This is a genomic window from Tabrizicola sp. (assembly GCF_034366665.1).
Classification (GTDB): domain Bacteria; phylum Pseudomonadota; class Alphaproteobacteria; order Rhodobacterales; family Rhodobacteraceae; genus Tabrizicola.
In genome coordinates this window covers 95,271-112,345 of record NZ_JAXMMF010000096.1, presented here as the reverse complement: position 1 = coordinate 112,345, position 17,075 = coordinate 95,271, and the positions used below count along the sequence as shown (strand labels likewise).

The window sequence follows — 17,075 nt, the reverse complement described above, 5'->3', positions numbered from 1 at the left end:
CGCGGTATGCCAGCACTGGCACCATCAGGAAATCCCCTATGACCATCGGTTCGCAAATCGCCTGGGACGATACCGTCCTGCCATTCCAGCTTGACGCCTCGGGCATCCGCGGCAGGGTCGTGCGCCTTGACGGCGTTCTTGACCAGGTCCTGAAGCAGCACGCCTACCCCTCGGTTATCGAGGCGCTGGTGGCCGAAACCGCCCTTCTGACCGCGCTGATCGGACAGGCCGTCAAGCTGCGCTGGAAACTGTCGCTGCAGGTCCGCGGCAAGGGTCCCGCCCGCCTGATCGCCACCGATTACTACGGTCCGACCGAGGATGGCGAGCCTGCCCGCATCCGCGCCTATGCCAGCTATGACCCCGACCGTCTGGACCTGAAGGCCGACCCGTTCTCCCAGATCGGTGAGGGCTACTTCGCGGTCATGATCGACCAGGGCGAAGGCATGGTGCCCTACCAGGGCTTCACCCCCATCGCCGGCAAAAGCCTGTCCGACTGCGCGCAGACCTACTTCGCCCAGTCCGAACAGATTCCAACGCGCTTCCAGCTTGCGTTCGGCGAAAGCGCCGAGCCGGGCCGCCCGCTGCACTGGCGCGGCGGTGGCATCATGTTGCAGCACATGCCTGCCGTGGGCGGTGTCGCGGCCGAACAGGGCAGCGGTGAGGGTGGGCTTCTGACCCACGCCGACATCCTGGGCGGTGCCGACTCTGACAACTGGAACCGCGCCAACATCCTGCTCGACACCGTTGAAGAGCTGGAGATGATCGGCCCCTCGCTTCCACCCACCGACCTTCTGGTCCGCCTCTTCCATGAGGAAGGCCCCCGTGTCTTTGACGCCCAGCCGGTGCGGTTCGGCTGCTCGTGCAACGAAGAGAAGGTCCGCAGCACGATGTCCATCTACAGCCAGAAGGACATCTCCAAGATGACGACCGAGGCCGGGGTCGTCACCGCCGACTGCCAGTTCTGCGGCGCGCATTACGAGATGGACCCCAAGACCCTGGGGTTCGAAGCGGTCAAACCGGAATGATCGAACCCGAGGACAGGCTTCGCGCGGCACTTGCCCGCCCGGCCGGGCCGTCCTCGGATTTCGACCTGAACCCGGGCATCCGTCCGCCCGCCGACAAGCCGCTGCGCCCCGCCGCCGTGCTGGTTCCGGTCTGGCTGCGGGACGATGGTCCCCGCCTGATCCTGACCAAGCGGTCCTCGCACCTGAAGCACCATCCCGGCCAGATCGCCTTTCCCGGCGGCAAGGTTGACGCCACCGACGCCAGCCCCGAAGCCGCCGCCTTGCGTGAAGCGCATGAGGAAATCGGGCTTCCCAAGGATCGCGTCGAGATTCTTGGAACCTTGCCGGTCCACGAAACGGTGACCGGCTTTGCCATCACCCCCTTCGTTGGCCTGATCCGTGGCCCCTTCGACCCCACGCCCGAGGCCGGAGAGGTCGAAGAGGTCTTCACCGTCCCCCTCGCCCACGTCCTGACCCCCGCCCGTTTCGCCATCGAGCGTCGCCGCTGGATGGGCGTCTGGCGCCGCTACTACGCAGTCCCGTACGGCCCCTACTACATCTGGGGCGCCACCGCGCGTATCCTGCGGGGGTTGGCGGACCGGGTGGGGCCATGAAAGTAGCGGGCGACTGGCTGGGCCATCCGGGCACGCAAGCCCTGATGCAGGCACTGGAAAGCGCGGGCCACAAGGCGCTGTTCGTCGGTGGCTGCATCCGCAACGCGCTGTTGCGCGAACCTGTCAGCGACGTGGACATCAGCACTGACGCCACCCCCGAAACCGTCTCTGCCATCGCCGAAGCGGCGGGCTTCAAACCCGTCCCCACCGGCATAGACCACGGTACTGTCACGGTTGTCGCCGATGGCAAACCGCACGAAGTCACCACCTTCCGGCGCGATGTCGAAACCGACGGGCGCCGCGCGGTGGTGGCGTTCTCGGACAAGATTGAGGAAGACGCCCAGCGCCGCGACTTCACGATGAACGCGCTGTATGCAGACCGCCACGGCACCGTCATCGACCCCTTGGGCGGCCTGCCCGACCTGCACGCCCGCCATGTCCGCTTTGTCGGCGATGCCGAAACCCGCATCCGCGAGGACTACCTTCGCATCCTCCGCTTCTTCCGCTTTCACGCCGCCTATGGCGACCCCGAGGGCGGGATTGACCCCGATGGCCTTGCCGCCTGCGCCGCGCTGGCCGAAGGCCTCGACGGCATCTCCCGCGAACGCATCACGGCTGAGCTGCGCAAACTCCTCACCGCCCGCGACCCGGCCCCCGCCGTCGCCGCCATGTCCCACGCCGGTGTCCTCGCTTATGTCCTGACCGATGCCGACCCGCGCGTCCTAGCCCCGCTCGTCCATTTCGAAGCGGGGCACCTCGACGCCGACCAGCCGCCACGCTGGCTTCGCCGCCTGTCCGTGCTGGGCGGCGATACGGATCAGCTTCGCCTCTCGAAAGCCGAAGGCCGCGACCTTGCCGCCCTTCGCACGGCCCTTGGCAGCACTGACACCGCCGCCGCGTTGGGCTGGAAACTGGGTGAAACTCTTGGGTCCGATGCAGTCCTTGCCCGGGCCGCCAGCTTTGGCACGCATCCCCTGCAAGACTGGGAAGCCGAGGTCCATCGCGGTGCCAAAGCCCGCTTCCCCGTCACCGCCGCCGACCTGATGCCTGCCCTGCAGGGCGAGGCGCTTGGCGCGCGGCTGAAGGCCCTGGAAGCGCGATGGCTTGCCTCTGACCTCACCCTCAGCCGCGACGCGTTGCTGAAAGGGACGTGACAATCCGCCGCGATTCGGCTAAGCAACCCGAACCCAAGAACGGAGACAAGCATGGAACACGGGATCTCATACCAGCTCGCCTGAGTTGACCGATCCCGTTGTGGCGGTCGCTTATAGCCCCGCCTTCGCCCATCGCTGCTACCTTTCAGGGTCTTCCCCCATGTTTCGTTTCCTCGAAAACCTCGTCGATCCCTATCAACCCTATGTTGAACAGGACGCCCCGCCCACCCGGCTTTGGCCGTTCCTGAAGGACTACATCCGCCCGTTCAAAGGCGTCTTTGCCGTCACCGCTCTCTTCTCGGTCGGCAACGCGGTCCTGGATGTGGGCATGATCTGGTATCTCAGCCGCCTCGTCGACCTGATGACCGGCCAGTCCCCGCAGGCTTTCCTGCAAAACCACTGGGGCGAGATTCTGATCGCCGCGCTGGTGATCCTGATCGTTCGTCCCCTGGTCGCGGGCGGCTCTGTGGGCCTGCTCCACAACACGATCCTCACGAACTTCGGCACGATGATGCGGTGGAGGGCGCACCGCCATGTCCTGCGCCAGCCCGTCGGCTGGTTCGAAAGCGACTTCGCCGGTCGCATCGCCAACCGGATCATGCAGGCCCCACCCGCAGCCGGGGATGCCGTGTTCCAGGTCTTCGACATGGCCGCCTTCGCCGCCGCGACCTTCCTTGGCGCGCTGCTGATGCTGGCCGATGCCGACCCGCGCCTGATGATCCCGCTCTTGATCTGGCTGGTTGCTTACATCGCCCTCATGCGCTGGACGATCCGCCGCGCGGGGCCTGCCGCCACCGCCTCCTCCGACGCCCGCAGTGCTGTTACGGGCCGCGTCGTGGACAGCTACACCAACATCCATTCCGTCAAGCTCTTCGCCCATCAGGACAGCGAACTGAACTACGCCAAGGACTCCATCGAGAACGCCCGCACGACCTTCCAGAAGGAAATGCGGATCGTGACCAAGATGGACATCGCCCTGACCTTCATCAACGGGCTGATGATCCTGGGCGTCTCAAGCCTGGCCATGTGGCTCTGGACCCACGACCTTGCCACCGTCGGCGTCGTTGCCGGGGCCGTGGCGCTGGTCCTGCGGCTGCATTCGATGACCTATTGGATCATGTGGGCCTCGACCCAGCTGGTGCAGAACCTCGGCACTTTGGCCGAAGGGATGGAGACGATTGCCCAGCCCGTCACCCTGGTCGACAAGCCCGGCGCGCAGCCGCTTGCGTTCAGCAAGGGTCTCCTCGAACTCAAGGACGTCAGCCACCACTACGGGCGCGGCTTCGGGGGGCTGAAGAACGTCAGCCTGACCATCCGCCCCGGCGAAAAGATCGGCGTCGTCGGCCGCTCGGGCGCGGGAAAATCGACGCTGGTCAAGCTGATCCTGCGGTTCTACGACACTGAAAGCGGCGCGATTCTGATCGACGGGCAGAACATCGCCGACGTGACGCAGGACAGCCTTCGCCAGAAGATCGGCATGGTCCAGCAGGACTCCAGCCTCCTCCACCGCTCGGTCCGCGACAACATCCTGTATGGCCGCCCCGATGCGACGGAAGCCGACATGATCGCCGCCGCCAGGAAGGCCGAAGCGCACGACTTCATCCTGACGCTGGAGGACCTTCAGGGCCGCACCGGCTATGACGCCCATGTCGGGGAACGTGGCGTCAAGCTGTCGGGCGGCCAGCGTCAGCGCGTCGCCATCGCCCGGGTGATCCTGAAGGACGCCCCGATCCTGATCCTGGATGAAGCGACAAGCGCGCTGGACTCCGAGGCCGAGGCCGCGATCCAGGGTGCCCTCTACGGCGTGATGGAGGGCAAGACGGTGATCGCCATCGCCCACCGCCTGTCCACCATCGCCGCGATGGACCGGATCGTGGTGCTGGAGGACGGCGAGGTGGTCGAAGACGGCCCGCACAACGACCTCCTGCGCCGGAATGGCCTCTACGCCCGCTTCTGGGCGCGGCAGTCCGGCGGCTTTATCGGGCTGGACGAGGAAGCCGCCGAATAACCCTCGTCGTTCGACTTCGTCTCCTCCTCGGCACGGCCCGCGAGGAGTGACGAAGTCATCGACGAGCAGGTTCACAGGGAACTGACTCTGCCCAAAGACGTAAACCCTTGCCTCGCCCCAACAACCGGCCTACCTCAACCACATGAGCGCCCTTCAAAGCCTCGGCTCCCTCATCGACGCCTTCCGCCCCGCCGACGGCCCTCCGCCGCAACGGCTGGGCGCATTCATGCGCTGGTCGTTGGCCGGGTCCTGGCCGATGCTCGTCATCGCCGGCATCCTGTCGTCGCTGGCGGGTGTCACCGAGGTCGTCAGCGCCCTCATCCTCGGCTGGGTGATCGACGCGGCCGTCAACTCCGGCCCCACGGACTTCTTCGCAACGCACTGGAACCTCGTCGTCTGGTTCCTCGTCTTCTACATCCTCCTCCGTCCGCTCGCGTTTGCCGTCTCCTCGGCGTCGAACAGCATCATCATCGGCCCGAACGTGATGCCGCTGGTCCTGTCGCGCCTGCACCGCTGGACGCTTGGCCAGGCCGTCACCTTCTTTGACAACGACTTCGCCGGCCGCATCGCGCAAAAGCAGATGCAGGCCGCCCGCGCTGTCACCGACGTGGCGACGGAAGTCATCAACACCGTCTGCTTCGCCCTGGCTTCGGTCATCGGCTCCGTGGCCTTCCTGGTCGCCGTCGACATGAAGGTCGCCGCCGCCCTGCTGGTCTGGCTGGTCGCCTACATCTTCCTCATCCGCTTCTTCATGCCGATGATCCGCACCAACTCCGCCGCCCGCGCCTCCAGCCGCGCGATGGTCTCGGGCCAGGTCGTCGACACGATCACCAACATCAAGACGGTCAAGCTTTTCGCCCATGCCGCCTTCGAAGACCGAGTGGCTCTGGACGCGATGGAGGTCTTCCGCGAACGCTCCCTCGAATTCGGCGTCATCTCCACCTGGTTCCGCTTTGCGCTGATGCTACTGGCCGGGGTCCTTCCGGTCCTCCTGATCGGCGGCACGGTCATGCTTTGGCAACAGGGCAGCGCCACGGCGGGCGACATCGCCGCCGCCGGGGCCATCGCGCTGCGGATCGCGCAGATGTCTGGCTGGGTCAGCTTTACCCTGATGTCGATTTACACATCCGTGGGTGAGGTCGAGGACGGTATGCGCACCCTGTCAGTCCCCCACACCCTTGCGGATGCCAAGGACGCCAAGCCGCTTCCCCGGATCAAGGGCAAGATCCACTTTGCCCATGTCACCTTTGGCTATGGTCGCGAACGCGGAGGTGTCCGGGACATCGACCTGACCATCCATGCCGGGGAAAAGCTGGGCATCGTCGGGGCTTCAGGCGCCGGGAAATCCTCGCTCGTCTCGCTCCTCCTGCGGCTTTACGACCCCGAACAGGGCCGCATCACCATCGACGGCCAGGACGTGCGAGGCGTGACGCAAGAGTCCCTCCGCCGCCAGATCGGCATGGTCACGCAGGAAACCGCGATGTTCAATCGCAGCGCGCGCGATAATATCGCCTACGGCCGACCCGAAGCCAGTCAGGACGAAATCGTCGCCGCCGCCAAGGCTGCCGAGGCAGATGAGTTCATTGCGGGCATGCTCGACCACAACGGCCGCAAGGGCTATGACGCCTACCTTGGCGAGCGCGGGGTCAAGCTGTCCGGCGGTCAGCGCCAGCGCATCGCCCTTGCCCGCGCCTTCCTGAAGGACGCGCCGATCCTGGTGCTGGACGAAGCCACATCCGCGCTCGACTCCGAGGTTGAAGCCAGCATTCAAGAGGCGCTGGGCCGCGTGATGCAGGGCAAGACCGTCCTCGCCATCGCGCACCGCCTGTCGACCATCGCCGCGATGGACCGGATCATCGTCCTTGATCGTGGCCGGATCGTCGAAATCGGCAGTCATGACGAACTTCTGGCCAAGGACGGGCTTTACGCGCGCTACTGGAAACGGCAATCAGGCGGCTTCATCGGCGTAGAAGACGAAGAAGCGGAAGCGGCAGAGTGATTGTCACCATCGACCGGCTGGGCCACCTCGGCCACGGCATCGCACGCGACCAGGACTCGGGGCCGATCTATGTCCCAGGCACGCTTCCGGGCGAAGTGGTCGAGGGCACGCTCGACGGCGACCGGCTTATTGATCCCAAGATCGTCACACCGTCGCCCGACCGCGTCAAACCCCCCTGCCGCCACGCCCGCGCCTGCGGCGGCTGCCAGCTGCAACACGCCTCTGACGCCTTCGTGGCCCAGTGGAAGCAGCATGTCATCGAAACCGCTCTCGCGGGCCAGGGCCTGACCGCCGAGTTCCTGCCGCTGGTGACCTCTCCCCCCAATTCCCGCCGCCGTGCGACCCTCTCTGCCCGTCGCACCAAGTCCGGCGTTTTGATCGGCTTCCACGCCCGCGCCTCGGACACCATCGCCGAGATTCCCGACTGCCAGCTCCTCCACCCCGGCATCCTTGCTGCCTTCCCCGGTCTTCAAGCCCTGGTTATGGCCGGTGGATCGCGCACGACTGAACTCTCGCTGCAGGTGACGCTGACCCGCGGGGGGCCAGATGTTGTGGTCAGCGGAGGCAAAGCCCTGGACAGCGCCCTGCGAATGGACCTCGCCCGCCTGGTTGAAACTCACGCCTTCTCCCGCCTGACCTGGGACGGCGAGACCGTCGCCCTCCGCGACCGCCCAGCGCTGACGATGGGCCAGGCTACCGTTGTTCCCCCGCCGGGGGCCTTCCTGCAGGCTACGCAAGAGGGCGAAGCTGCACTCCTCCATGCCGTGAAACACGCCCTTGGACCGCAGAAACGCATCGTCGACCTCTTTTCCGGCGTTGGCACCTTCACCCTGCCGTTGGCCGAAAAGATGGAAGTCCACGCCGTCGAAGGCGACCCGGCGATGACCAAGGCCCTCGATCTTGCCGCCCGCAACACCCCCAACCTCCACCGCATCAGCACCGAGACGCGAGACCTGTTCCGGCGCCCCCTGGAACCTGACGAACTCCTCACCTTCACCGGGGCCGTCATCGACCCCCCACGCGCCGGGGCCGAGGCGCAGACGCAGACCTTGGCCACGTCCAAAATCCCGGTCATTGCCGCCGTCTCGTGCAACCCCGTCACCTTCGCCCGTGACGCCAAGACGCTGATTGCACAGGGCTACCGGCTCGATTGGGTCCAGGTCGTCGACCAGTTCCGCTGGTCCACCCATATCGAGCTTGTCGCCCGCCTGTCGCGCCCCTGACACATCCGTGAAGCCCTGGAGAGTTTGCCACACTAGGCAAATCACCCCGATTCCTGTACCGATAAGAAAAAAATACAGGCGGACAAGGGCATGCGGTTTCTCGGTTGGTTGGCGATCCTGGTGGCGGTGATCGGCCTTTCGGGCTGCGGCTCGAAGTTCAAGCGCTACAACGGACCCGAGGTGACGCAGGTCCAGGTCCACAAGGCCGACCGCAAGATGTACCTTTTCCACCATGACAAGGTGCTGAAGACCTACGACATCGCGCTTGGCTTCGCCCCCGAAGGCCACAAGCAGTTCGAAGGCGACGGCAAGACGCCGGAAGGCCAGTATTTCATCAGCCACAAGAACCCGGATTCCAAGTTCCACCTGTCGCTTGGCATCTCGTACCCGAACGAGGCGGACATCGCCTTTGCCGAAGCCCAGGGCAAATCCCCGGGTGGAGAGATATTCATTCACGGCGGCCCGAACACCCGGATCAGCAGTCGCGACTGGACCTGGGGCTGCATCGCCCTGACCGACAAGGAAATGGAACGGGTCTACGCGATGGTGAAACCCGGCACCCCGATCTTCATCCTGCCATGAAAAAGGGGCCCGAAGGCCCCCGTTCCGCAGGATGACGGGCGATCAGGCCCCCGTCACCATCGTCCACCAGATCTTGCCGTTCGGCTCTTGGAACCAGGCAAAGCCCAGCCGGGTCGCCAGCGGGTCCATGATCACCACGCGGGTATCGTCGCGGCCCATCCAGGACGACAGCGTCTCCAGCTCGGTCTCGTAGGTTTCCGAGATGTTCTCGCCCAGAAGCCGCCCGGTGAACCCGGCGCGCTGTGCCCGGACCAGCGGCGACGAGCCGTCGGAGCCGAAGTGCCAGGGCCGGTTCTGCACCGACATGTCCCGCGCATGGGTGGCAGCGGCCGCGTTCAGGTTCGCGTCAAACGCCACCGGAGGCAGCGACTTCGCCGCCCGCAGCGTGTTCATCGCATCCAGGAAGCGGAACGACACCGCACGTTCGTCCGCGATCCGGTAGACCCGCGGCAGGGGTTTGCCGTCCGCGCCAAGCTGAGGTTGGCCCGTCGTCCCACAGGCCGCAAGCGCCAGGAACAGGCCCTGCGCCAGGAATACGCGTCTATCCATTCTGTCCACCAGATCAGAGCCGCCCGAAGCGGCCATTCGGCCTCTCCTTAACGGAAGCTTGCGGCAGGTTCAAACGGGCATCTTGGCGATAGGCGGTCACTGACGGGTGTTTGATTTGCGCCTGCAGATGAAAGTGGCTATATCCACCCCGAAACGCGTCTTTCAGGAGTAATCACCATGTCGAACGGTCCGATCAACCGTCGCGCGGTTCTGGGTGGGGTGGTTGGTGCCGCCAGTCTGGCAGCCCTGCCGTCCTTTGCCCAGGACGGCAGCACCGAATTCACCCAGCCGGCTTCGGCCTCGGTGCGCAACAACGTGTCCAGCTTCCGGATGCTGCGCTGGGAAGATTACTTCGACAACACCCGCAACGGTGCGATCCTGGCTGACACCACCTCGCGCGCGCTGCACTACTGGTCGGAAGATCAGTCGATCTACCGTCTTTACCCGACCTCGGTCCCCCTGTCGGAAGAGCTGACGCGCCGCGGCGTGACCTCGGTCGTCCAGAAGGTGGTGAACCCGACGTGGCGTCCGACCGCCTCGATGAAGGAACGTCACCCGGAATGGCCGGATGTGGTCGAAGGTGGGGCGCCCGACAATCCGCTTGGGTCGCGCGCACTGTATCTGGGCTGGACCTACTACCGGGTCCACGGGACGCACGACACCCGCAAGATCGGCCGCCGCTCGTCGAACGGCTGCATCGGGCTTTACAACGAACACATCGAAGAGCTGTACGAATTCGCCAAGGTTGGCACCCAGGTTCGCCTGATCTGACGCTTCGGCACCGCTGAACGGACCGGACCGCGCGGCTGCAAGGCCCCGCGGTCTTTTTCATGCGTCCCGGTGGCACCAGGCGGGCAGTGTCGTGTCGATCCGGCTGGTGACGGCAGCATCCACGCAGCGCTCCAGACTGGCGAAGTGAAAGTCCTTCCCAACTGCCGGCGGCCCGTAATGCGCGTATTTGCCGGAGTTGGTGGCGATGTTGCGCACCGACTGCGGCACGACCGGCGCGGCGATGAAGCACCAGCAGGTATCGTTCAGCACCTCGCCGCCGAAAGCCTTGATCCTGTCGATCAACCCCTCTGCCTTGGCCTGGGCATGGACGTCGCGCCCGCAAGTGACGATCAGCCGAACCCCGTCCGCCTTGCGCTTGCCGTCGCACAGCCGGGCCAAAGCGGCGATCTCGGTCAGCGAGAAATGCGGATTGCCCAGCGAAACCATGTCCACATCCGGCGTGCGCGCGATGTTCAGCTCTTCCCAGGTCTCGGCCAGGTCCTGCAGCGTCACGGTGACACCCCGGACTTCGTCTGCCAGCACCGCCCCGGCCGTGCTGGCCTCGGGCGTGATGCCCAGGATGTGGAACATCGCGGCAGCCGAGGTCGTGGCAAATGCCGCCCCGAAGGCCTTCAGGTCGTCATGGCTGACCTTCTGGCCTTCAAGCCCGCAGATCAGCGGGATCTCGTTCGTGGCGATCTTGCCGACGTGATACCCCAGAAGCGGAAAGAACAGGTCGTCCAGATCGGTCAAGGGCGGCAGGTCCAGCCGGATCGTGGCGCGGCGACTGGCGTCAAGATAGCAGTCCGCTGCCGGGGCACGGCCGGTGAGGGCAACCAGAATGTCCAGATAATCCGGGTACTTCAGCGTTCGCGCCCCCAGCACCGAATTGGCGAAGACCACTGCGTTGGACTCGCCCCAGGCGATCATCTGTCCAGCCTTCGGGGCCGGGTCCAGCAGGTAGGGCGCGCAGGTGTAGGTCGGCTTCGCGCCCATCTCGACATAGGCGTCGGCCAGCGCGTCCGAGGCCTCACCCAGCCCCTTGGCAACCCCCTGAGCGCGCCATTGCCGCCGGTCGACGCAGATCGCATTCATCGTGGTGGGCACCCGGACCTTTGCCCCCATGTCGCACAGCTTCCGGGCAAATTGCAGGCCAGCGGGACCCTGGTAGAAGACCCCGTCCAGGTGCGCCATGTCCACATCGACCAGTTCCGTCGCGCCCTCGATCCGGGCGGTCTGCAAGACGATGCGCGCGGCAATCCGGGCCGCTTCGCCGAACTCGCCCGCCAGAAAGCGCCGGTCGATGTCGGCCAGGGTAAAGTCCGCCGGGTCCGGTTTCGGCAGGACAAATGTGTGCGGCCCCGCGGCAAGCGTCTCGGTCGGCTGGACCCTATCACCCTCGATCCTGACAAAGCGCGCCTTGGACAGCGCGGCAAACCCGGCCTCGTCCAGTTGCAGCACCGGAATGCCGCGCTGGAACAGCTCTGCCGCGATCAGGACACCCAGAGTCAGGATCGTCTCCTTGTGTCGGAAGACCAGAGCCGCCGGAGCGTGGCCGTTCAGCAAAAGCTCGAAGATCACCAGACTGCCCGAACACGACCCCCGCCCGCTGGGCAGCGCCAGGATCTTCCCGGCGACTGACTGCCCACACAAGGGATGGTGCACGTCGATGACCCGGCCCGTCGCCGCATCAACCCCGCCCATGAAGCTGAGGCCGGTATCGGCATGCAGAACCTCGCCGCTTGCCTGCCCCGCGATCAGCGCTTTCCCGTGCAGCGTCATCTCTGTCATCCCCCCGGTATTTCACAGGGAAGGCTAGACGGCGCACGGTGGGCAAGTCCACCTGTCGTTAGGCTATAGCCCCTGACGTCCGCCCGGCGGCAGCTTCAACTCTATCCAGGTCGGCGCGTGGTCGCTGGCCTTCTCCCAGCCCCGGACGTGCCGGTCGACCCCGGCTGCCTTCAGCTTGGGCTTCAGGTCGGGCGACAGCAGCAGATGGTCCAGCCGCAGCCCTGCATCGCGGCCCCAGGCGTTCCGGAAGTAGTCCCAGAAGGTGTAGATCCGCTCGCCGGGATGCAGATGCCGGATCGCGTCGGTCCAGCCCTGCTCCAGCAACTGCGCATATTCCGCCCGCACCTCGGGCCGGAACAGCGCATCCTTCTGCCAGCGTTCCGGTTTGTAGACGTCCAGTTCCGTCGGCATCACGTTGTAATCTCCTGCCAGCACCACCGGCACGTCCTGCCGCAACAGGTCCGCCGCATGGTCACGAAAGCGGCGGAACCACTCCAGCTTTGCCGTGAACTTCGGCCCCGGCGCCGGGTTGCCGTTCGGCAGGTAAAGCCCCCCGATCAGCACGCCACCGACTGCCGCCTCGATATACCGGCTTTGCCCGTCCTCGACCCCTGGCAGGCCGCGCCTGGTCTCCACCGGCTCGCGCCCCTTCGCCAAAATCGCGACGCCGTTCCAGCTTTTCTGCCCGTGCCAGATCGCGCCATACCCGGCATCCTCGATGGAACCTGCCGGAAAGCGGTCGTCGCTGGCTTTCAGCTCCTGCAGGCAGACCACATCCGGCTGAGTCTCCTCCAGCCAACGCAGCAGCACCGGCAAGCGCCCGTTGATCCCGTTGACGTTGAATGTGGCGATGCGCATGGCGAAAGAACGCCCGGCCAAGCGGCGCGGTTCCCCTTGCGGGAAGGTGTTAAGAAACCTTGAACGGCCACGGGTATCACGCGGAATTAAAACGATAATTCGAAAATGTCCACCGTGGACACATCACCCCTTCCGAGGCAGCCACCCACCCAGGTTTTCCTCGATCACCGCGACCAGCGCCTCGATATGAGCCGCGTCGTCGTTCAGGCAAGGAATGTACGTGAAGCTTTCCCCCCCGGCATGTTCGAAGGCCTCCCGGATCTCGCCGTTGATCTCTTCCAGCGTCTCGATGCAGTCCGCCGAGAAAGCCGGAGCCATCACCGCGATCCGCTTTTTCCCGGCCTTCGCCAGTTCGGCCACATGCTCGACCGTGTAGGGTTTCAGCCACTCTTCGCGCCCGAAGACCGACTGGAAGGTGGTGTCGATCGACCCCTTCTCCCACCCAAGCCGTTCGCGCAAAAGCCGCGTCGTCTTGGCGCAGTGGCAGTGGTAGGGGTCGCCCTCCATCAGGTAGCGTTTCGGCATGCCGTGGTAGCTGGCGACCAGCACGTCGGGGCGATGATCAAGGCCCGCATAGACCGTCTCGACCGACTTGGCCAAGGCGTCGATGTACAGGGGATGGTCGAAGTATTCGGCCACGGTCCGCACTGCAGGTTGCCGCTTTTCCTTCATCAGGGCGCGGAAGAACTGGTCGTTCGCGGTGGCCGAGGTCGCCCCGGCGTAGTGGGGATAAAGCGGGAAGAACAACACCTTCTCGCACCCCGCCGCGACCATCGCCTTGACCTTCTCGTCGGTTGAAGGGTTGCCGTAGCGCATGCAGAAGTCGACCATGATGTCGGCGCCGTGCCGGTCCGCAATCATCTCGGCAATCGCCGCCGTCTGGGCCTTGGTGATGGTCAGAAGCGGGCTTTCGTTCAGCTCTTCGTTCCAGATCAGCTTGTAATTCGCCCCCGAAGTGAAGGGCCGTTTGGTCAGGATGATCAGCTGCAGCAGCGGCTGCCACTTCCAGCTGGGAATGTCGACCACGCGCTTGTCCGACAGAAACTCGTTCAGATAGCGCCGCATCGACCAGTAGTCGTAGGCGTCCGGCGTGCCAAGGTTGGCCAGAAGCACCCCGATCCGCGCCTTGCGGACGCGGGGGTGGTCGGCGGGGGCGTGCGCAAGGCGCCCTTCGCCTGGGACGACGTCGGTCCCAGTCACGGCTCCGGTCCGGGCATCCAGCATGGTATTCTTCCCAATGGTTCATGGGGGGACATAAGGGGTTGGTCGGCAGGGTCAACCGTCTTTGAGGGGCTTCTCGGGCACACCCAGCGCATCGGCCAGCCGCGACCGGGCCGATCCGGGCCGCAAGGGCTGTTGCTGGCTTTCGTGTGGCGCCCAGCCGGTCAGCACGACCAACTCGGCCGTAGCCGCCAGCCGACCCTCCGGCGTGCTGTAGCTATCGGAGTAGATATCCGCGGCCTTGGCAAGAACCGCGCGGCGGGTAAAGCGGCGCAGGCGGGCGGCCAGGGCATTCGTCTCGCCCGCGGCACGAAGGTCGGAGAGGAGTGCCGGAAAGCTGCGATACTCCACCGTCTGGACCAGGCTGTCGGCCACCGGCAGAGCAAAGCCCGCCCGCTGCATCAGCCCGCCCAGATCGCGGATTTCGCCCATCGGCACCACCCGGGGCGAAAGGCCGCCGGTGACCGCCGCCTCGGCCTCGGCCAGGCAGGCGCGAAGTTCCTGCAGGCTGCGCCCCCCCGGCAGGACCACCAGGCACAGACCGTCCGGCTGCAAGGCGCGGCGGCATTGCACCAGTTGGCCCACGGGGTCATTCGCCCAATGCAGCGCCATGAAATGCACGACAAGATCGTGCGCGCCTGGTTCCAGCGCGATCAGATCATCGTCGGGCACCATTGCAGAGGTCGGAAAGTCCGCGAAAATCTGGGGATAAGCTGTCACCACGGCCGCGGATGTAAACCTTTTGTTAACCTCGTTGAGTCTCTCCTGCAGGTCATCAAGGGCCAGGCGATGCAGGAACAGCGCATCGTCGTGGCCGGGCAATGCGCGGGCGCGGGTGCGGTGGCGGGCCAGGGCCTTCCGGTCGGTCAGGGTGGGCGGCTGGGTCATCGGCGGGACTTTAGGAGCGGAGAATGGGATTGCAAGGCGCGCTGCAGCTACTTTACCCGCCGCAGTGCATTTCCTGTTCGGCCCCCGTGCAAAGCGACTTCGGTTTGTGCGCCGACTGCTGGCGCGAAACGCCCTTCATAAGTGGCCTCGTCTGCGACAAGTGCGGTGTGCCGCTGCCTGGCCAGGACGCCACCGAGCAGGCGCACTGCGATGACTGCATGACCATCGCGCGTCCCTGGGACCGGGGCCGCTCGGCCCTGATGTATGACGAGAACGGGCGGCGTCTGGTTCTGGCACTGAAGCACGGTGACCGCATGGACCTTGCGCGACCTGCCGCGGGCTGGATGCTGAAGGCGGCGCAGCCGATCCTGAAGCCCGGGATGCTGGTGGTGCCGGTGCCGTTGCACTGGATGCGGCTGTTTCGGCGGCGGTTCAACCAGGCGGCCCTGTTGTCGCGCAATATTGCCAAGGCGGCGGGGCTGGATCATTGCCCGGACGCGCTGGTCCGCCGACGGTCCACAGGCAACCAGGACGGCAAGACCCGCGACGCGCGCTTTGCCAATCTGGTCGACGCATTCGGTGTTCCAAAGAGCCGGGAAAAGCAGGTTCTCGGCCGGGATGTTCTGGTCGTCGACGACGTGATGACTTCGGGCGCGACCTTTGCCGCGGCAAGTGAGGCGCTTTTTGCGGCAGGTGCGCGCTCGGTTTCGGTGCTGGGGCTGGCGCGCGTTGCGAAAGGCGGCTGAACCCCTGTAGACTGGCGCGCAAAGAGGAATCTGCGATGCGCCCGGTCGAAATCTACACCACTCCGTTCTGCCCCTACTGCCACGCCGCCAAGCGGCTTTTGCAGAAGAAGGGCGTCGCCTATGCCGAGATCGATGTCAGCCAGGACCCCGATCTGCGGGCGAAGATGACGCAGAGGGCGAACGGACGTCGAACCGTCCCGCAGATATTCATCGGCGGGCAGCATGTCGGCGGGTCAGACGACATCCATGCGCTGGACCACGCGGGCAAGCTTGACCCGATGCTGGCCGATTGATGCGCGCCGGCCTGGTCCAGCTGACCGTCTCGGATGATCCGGCGGCGAACCTGCCGGTGACGCTGGGCCATATCCGGCATGCGGTGGCAGGCGGGGCGGGCTTTGTCCTGACGCCGGAATTGACCAACGGCCTTTCGTCCAGCCGGGCGCATCAGCGGTCGGTCTTCCGGCATGAGGACGGGGACGAAACGCTTGCCGCCCTGCGTGCCGAGGCGAAGGCGGCGGGCATCTGGCTGCTGATCGGTTCGCTGGGCCTCTTGACCCATGACGCGGACGGTCGCTTTGCCAACCGCAGTTTCCTGATCGCGCCCGACGGATCGGTGGCGGGGCGCTACGACAAGATCCACATGTTCGACGTCAACGTGTCCCCGACCGAGGTTTACCGGGAAAGCGACGGCTACCGGCCGGGGTCGAAGGCCGTGGTGGCAGAGACCCCCTTCGCCCGGATCGGCATGACCGTCTGCTACGACGTCCGCTTCCCCGCCCTCTATCGGCGGCTGGCGCAGGGTGGCGCGCAAGTGATCACGGTCCCGGCGGCCTTCAACCACATCACCGGGGCGGCGCATTGGGAAACCCTGCTGCGTGCCCGGGCGATCGAGACGGGGTGCTTTGTGCTGGCCCCCGCGCAGACCGGGTTTCATCCCGAGACGCAGGGTAAAGGCCGCAAGACCCACGGCCATTCGCTGGCCATCGCGCCCTGGGGGGAAATCCTCGCAGATGCCGGGGTGGAACCGGGGGTGACTCTGGTGGACCTTGACCTTGACCGCGTGGCCGAAGCGCGGGGCCGGGTGCCGTCGCTGACGCATGACCGGGACTTCGACGGACCATGAGCGCGGAAAAGGCCGATGACATCGCTGTAGCGCTGTTTGGCGAGCTGTTCATGGCCGACCAGCTGGCGCGCAACCGCATCTCGAAGGTGCTGCCCAAGGGGATGGAGCTGTCGCATTTTTCCGTGCTGAACCATCTGGCGCGGATCAATGACGAACGGACCCCGGCGCAGCTGGCGAAGTCGTTCCATGTGACGCGCGGGGCGATGACCAACACGCTGACCAAGCTGGAATGGGCAGGCCACGTCCACATCCGCCCGGACTGGGAGGATGCCCGGCAGAAGTTCGTGGCGATCAGCCCCTCGGGCCGGGCGGCGCGTGAGTCGGCCCTGGCCAGCGTCGTCCCCCTGATCGCCGAGGTGGTGCAGGCCATCGGCGCCGACCGGGTGCGGGCGCTGCTTCCCGTGCTGCGCGAGTTGCGGATCAAGCTGGAAGACGGCTGATCCTGGCGGCATGTCCGAAAAGCCATAGCTACGCGGGTTCCGCCTGACCGCAGCCTTATAGCCCTTGCCCTGTCCGCTGTATCTTCGCATAGATTGGGGCATCA

17 protein-coding genes are annotated in these 17,075 nt (G+C 65.6%); 12 read left to right on the top strand and 5 right to left on the bottom strand.

The features are described 5' to 3' along the window. Nucleotides 1-38 precede the first annotated feature (38 nt). From U1E69_RS13100 to U1E69_RS13070, 7 genes are all read left to right on the top strand, one after another. The gene (locus U1E69_RS13100) at nt 39-1,025 is read left to right on the top strand and encodes an Hsp33 family molecular chaperone HslO (RefSeq protein ID WP_322244812.1); all 987 of its coding nucleotides are present in this window, start codon (nt 39-41) and stop codon (nt 1,023-1,025) included. Next, nucleotides 1,022-1,618: a CoA pyrophosphatase gene (locus tag U1E69_RS13095; RefSeq protein ID WP_322244811.1), complete on the top strand. Its 597-nt coding sequence runs from the start codon at nt 1,022-1,024 to the stop codon at nt 1,616-1,618. The genes U1E69_RS13100 and U1E69_RS13095 overlap by 4 nt, the downstream gene beginning before the upstream one ends. After that, nucleotides 1,615-2,772 carry a CCA tRNA nucleotidyltransferase gene (locus U1E69_RS13090; protein ID WP_322244810.1) on the top strand — a complete coding sequence of 386 codons (1,158 nt, stop codon included), beginning with the start codon at nt 1,615-1,617 and terminating at the stop codon, nt 2,770-2,772. Before U1E69_RS13095 ends, U1E69_RS13090 begins: the two co-directional genes overlap by 4 nt. 160 nt (nt 2,773-2,932) lie before the next feature. Continuing rightward, a complete protein-coding gene (locus U1E69_RS13085) occupies nt 2,933-4,780 on the top strand; it encodes an ABC transporter ATP-binding protein (RefSeq protein WP_322244809.1) in 1,848 nt (615 codons plus the stop codon). 142 nt (nt 4,781-4,922) lie between these two features. Next, a complete protein-coding gene (locus U1E69_RS13080; protein ID WP_322244808.1) occupies nt 4,923-6,779 on the top strand; it encodes an ABC transporter ATP-binding protein in 1,857 nt (618 codons plus the stop codon). Then, complete coding sequence (locus U1E69_RS13075; protein ID WP_322244807.1) at nt 6,776-8,002, top strand: class I SAM-dependent RNA methyltransferase; 1,227 nt, start codon at nt 6,776-6,778, stop codon at nt 8,000-8,002. Before U1E69_RS13080 ends, U1E69_RS13075 begins: the two co-directional genes overlap by 4 nt. 90 nt (nt 8,003-8,092) lie before the next feature. Beyond that, nucleotides 8,093-8,584: a L,D-transpeptidase family protein gene (locus U1E69_RS13070; RefSeq protein ID WP_322244806.1), complete on the top strand. Its 492-nt coding sequence runs from the start codon at nt 8,093-8,095 to the stop codon at nt 8,582-8,584. Between the two features lie 42 nt (nt 8,585-8,626). On the opposite strand, the gene U1E69_RS13065 is transcribed toward U1E69_RS13070, so the two are convergent. After that, nucleotides 8,627-9,133 (bottom strand): CAP domain-containing protein, encoded by a 507-nt coding sequence (locus U1E69_RS13065; RefSeq protein WP_322244805.1) that lies wholly within the window; start codon nt 9,131-9,133, stop codon nt 8,627-8,629. 177 nt (nt 9,134-9,310) lie between these two features. Here U1E69_RS13065 and U1E69_RS13060 point away from each other — a divergent pair, with 177 nt between their 5' ends. Then, a complete protein-coding gene (locus U1E69_RS13060; RefSeq protein WP_322244804.1) occupies nt 9,311-9,904 on the top strand; it encodes a L,D-transpeptidase in 594 nt (197 codons plus the stop codon). A 57-nt stretch (nt 9,905-9,961) separates the two neighbouring features. Here U1E69_RS13060 and U1E69_RS13055 read toward each other — a convergent pair whose 3' ends face one another. The 4 genes from U1E69_RS13055 to U1E69_RS13040 all read right to left on the bottom strand — a co-directional run bounded on the left by U1E69_RS13055 (nt 9,962) and on the right by U1E69_RS13040 (nt 14,662). Next, nucleotides 9,962-11,695, bottom strand: coding sequence for an aconitase family protein (locus U1E69_RS13055; RefSeq protein WP_322244803.1), 1,734 nt, complete (start codon nt 11,693-11,695; stop codon nt 9,962-9,964). A gap of 63 nt (nt 11,696-11,758) precedes the next feature. After that, nucleotides 11,759-12,553, bottom strand: a complete 795-nt coding sequence (gene xth / locus U1E69_RS13050) for an exodeoxyribonuclease III (protein WP_322244802.1) — start codon at nt 12,551-12,553, stop codon at nt 11,759-11,761. A 123-nt stretch (nt 12,554-12,676) separates the two neighbouring features. After that, nucleotides 12,677-13,777: a ferrochelatase gene (hemH, locus tag U1E69_RS13045; RefSeq protein ID WP_322244801.1), complete on the bottom strand. Its 1,101-nt coding sequence runs from the start codon at nt 13,775-13,777 to the stop codon at nt 12,677-12,679. Between the two features lie 51 nt (nt 13,778-13,828). Beyond that, nucleotides 13,829-14,662, bottom strand: coding sequence for a methyltransferase domain-containing protein (locus U1E69_RS13040; RefSeq protein WP_322244800.1), 834 nt, complete (start codon nt 14,660-14,662; stop codon nt 13,829-13,831). A gap of 23 nt (nt 14,663-14,685) precedes the next feature. On the opposite strand from U1E69_RS13040, the gene U1E69_RS13035 reads away from it, so the two are divergent. The 4 genes from U1E69_RS13035 to U1E69_RS13020 are packed head-to-tail and all read left to right on the top strand — an operon-like array spanning nt 14,686 to nt 16,971. Next, a complete protein-coding gene (locus U1E69_RS13035; RefSeq protein WP_322244799.1) occupies nt 14,686-15,408 on the top strand; it encodes a ComF family protein in 723 nt (240 codons plus the stop codon). 35 nt (nt 15,409-15,443) lie between these two features. Beyond that, complete coding sequence (gene grxC / locus U1E69_RS13030; RefSeq protein ID WP_322244798.1) at nt 15,444-15,701, top strand: glutaredoxin 3; 258 nt, start codon at nt 15,444-15,446, stop codon at nt 15,699-15,701. Beyond that, complete coding sequence (locus tag U1E69_RS13025) at nt 15,701-16,531, top strand: carbon-nitrogen hydrolase family protein (RefSeq protein ID WP_322244797.1); 831 nt, start codon at nt 15,701-15,703, stop codon at nt 16,529-16,531. Before grxC ends, U1E69_RS13025 begins: the two co-directional genes overlap by 1 nt. Beyond that, nucleotides 16,528-16,971 carry a MarR family winged helix-turn-helix transcriptional regulator gene (locus tag U1E69_RS13020; protein WP_322244796.1) on the top strand — a complete coding sequence of 148 codons (444 nt, stop codon included), beginning with the start codon at nt 16,528-16,530 and terminating at the stop codon, nt 16,969-16,971. The genes U1E69_RS13025 and U1E69_RS13020 overlap by 4 nt, the downstream gene beginning before the upstream one ends. Nucleotides 16,972-17,075: the final 104 nt, after the last annotated feature.

Excerpts from the sequence above, each read along its gene's own strand:
- U1E69_RS13100 (WP_322244812.1), top strand. The coding sequence starts at position 39 with ATGACCATCGGTTCGCAAATCGCCTGGGACGATACCGTCCTGCCATTC.
- U1E69_RS13095 (WP_322244811.1), top strand. The coding sequence starts at position 1,022 with ATGATCGAACCCGAGGACAGGCTTCGCGCGGCACTTGCCCGCCCGGCC.
- U1E69_RS13090 (WP_322244810.1), top strand. The coding sequence starts at position 1,615 with ATGAAAGTAGCGGGCGACTGGCTGGGCCATCCGGGCACGCAAGCCCTG.
- U1E69_RS13085 (WP_322244809.1), top strand. The coding sequence starts at position 2,933 with ATGTTTCGTTTCCTCGAAAACCTCGTCGATCCCTATCAACCCTATGTT.
- U1E69_RS13080 (WP_322244808.1), top strand. The coding sequence starts at position 4,923 with ATGAGCGCCCTTCAAAGCCTCGGCTCCCTCATCGACGCCTTCCGCCCC.
- U1E69_RS13070 (WP_322244806.1), top strand. The coding sequence starts at position 8,093 with ATGCGGTTTCTCGGTTGGTTGGCGATCCTGGTGGCGGTGATCGGCCTT.
- U1E69_RS13065 (WP_322244805.1), bottom strand. The coding sequence starts at position 9,133 with ATGGATAGACGCGTATTCCTGGCGCAGGGCCTGTTCCTGGCGCTTGCG.
- U1E69_RS13060 (WP_322244804.1), top strand. The coding sequence starts at position 9,311 with ATGTCGAACGGTCCGATCAACCGTCGCGCGGTTCTGGGTGGGGTGGTT.
- U1E69_RS13055 (WP_322244803.1), bottom strand. The coding sequence starts at position 11,695 with ATGACAGAGATGACGCTGCACGGGAAAGCGCTGATCGCGGGGCAGGCA.
- xth (WP_322244802.1), bottom strand. The coding sequence starts at position 12,553 with ATGCGCATCGCCACATTCAACGTCAACGGGATCAACGGGCGCTTGCCG.
- hemH (WP_322244801.1), bottom strand. The coding sequence starts at position 13,777 with ATGCTGGATGCCCGGACCGGAGCCGTGACTGGGACCGACGTCGTCCCA.
- U1E69_RS13040 (WP_322244800.1), bottom strand. The coding sequence starts at position 14,662 with ATGACCCAGCCGCCCACCCTGACCGACCGGAAGGCCCTGGCCCGCCAC.
- U1E69_RS13035 (WP_322244799.1), top strand. The coding sequence starts at position 14,686 with ATGGGATTGCAAGGCGCGCTGCAGCTACTTTACCCGCCGCAGTGCATT.
- grxC (WP_322244798.1), top strand. The coding sequence starts at position 15,444 with ATGCGCCCGGTCGAAATCTACACCACTCCGTTCTGCCCCTACTGCCAC.
- U1E69_RS13025 (WP_322244797.1), top strand. The coding sequence starts at position 15,701 with ATGCGCGCCGGCCTGGTCCAGCTGACCGTCTCGGATGATCCGGCGGCG.
- U1E69_RS13020 (WP_322244796.1), top strand. The coding sequence starts at position 16,528 with ATGAGCGCGGAAAAGGCCGATGACATCGCTGTAGCGCTGTTTGGCGAG.